Annotated in this window: 1 protein-coding gene; it reads right to left on the bottom strand. The window is 37.4% G+C overall.

Annotated elements, in window-relative coordinates; translation table 11 throughout:
* On the bottom strand, window positions 1-580 hold a 580-nt coding region (locus tag IE142_RS40150), incomplete at both ends, for an FAD-dependent oxidoreductase (RefSeq protein WP_191889489.1).

Below are 580 nucleotides of genomic sequence, written 5' to 3'. Positions count from 1 at the left end.
GTACCCGTTTTAAATCTAACGATATCAAATCCTAATTTTCTTAAATTATCCGCTAGCGTTACAGAGGGTAACTGATGATTAGGGCCACTAGAATATTTTAAGTTTCCTAGTATAATTTCTCCACGTAAGAATGTACCTGTTGTAATAATGACAGCTTTAGAACGATATTCTGTACCAATGTTAGTACGAACACCTTTAACTTCATTATCTTCTATAATGAGTTCATCAACCATACCTTGCATGATGTCTAAATTATCCTCATTCTCAAGTACACGCTTCATTTCTTGTTGATATAATACTTTATCTGCTTGAGCACGTAAAGCTCTAACAGCTGGACCTTTCCCTGTATTAAGCATACGCATTTGAATGTGCGTTTTATCAATAGTTTTTGCCATTTGTCCACCTAAAGCGTCTATTTCACGTACAACGATTCCTTTCGCAGGACCACCTACAGATGGATTACATGGCATGAAAGCAATATTATCTAAATTAATTGTTAACATCAGCGTTTTAGCACCCCGACGAGCTGAAGCTAGACCTGCTTCAATACCGGCGTGACCAGCACCAATGACTACTACAT

The organism is Streptomyces mutabilis, assembly GCF_014649815.1.
In the GTDB taxonomy this organism is placed as follows: domain Bacteria; phylum Actinomycetota; class Actinomycetes; order Streptomycetales; family Streptomycetaceae; genus Streptomyces; species Streptomyces mutabilis.
Note: the sequence above shows the minus strand (reverse complement) of the source record. Positions and strands in the feature narration are given on the sequence as shown.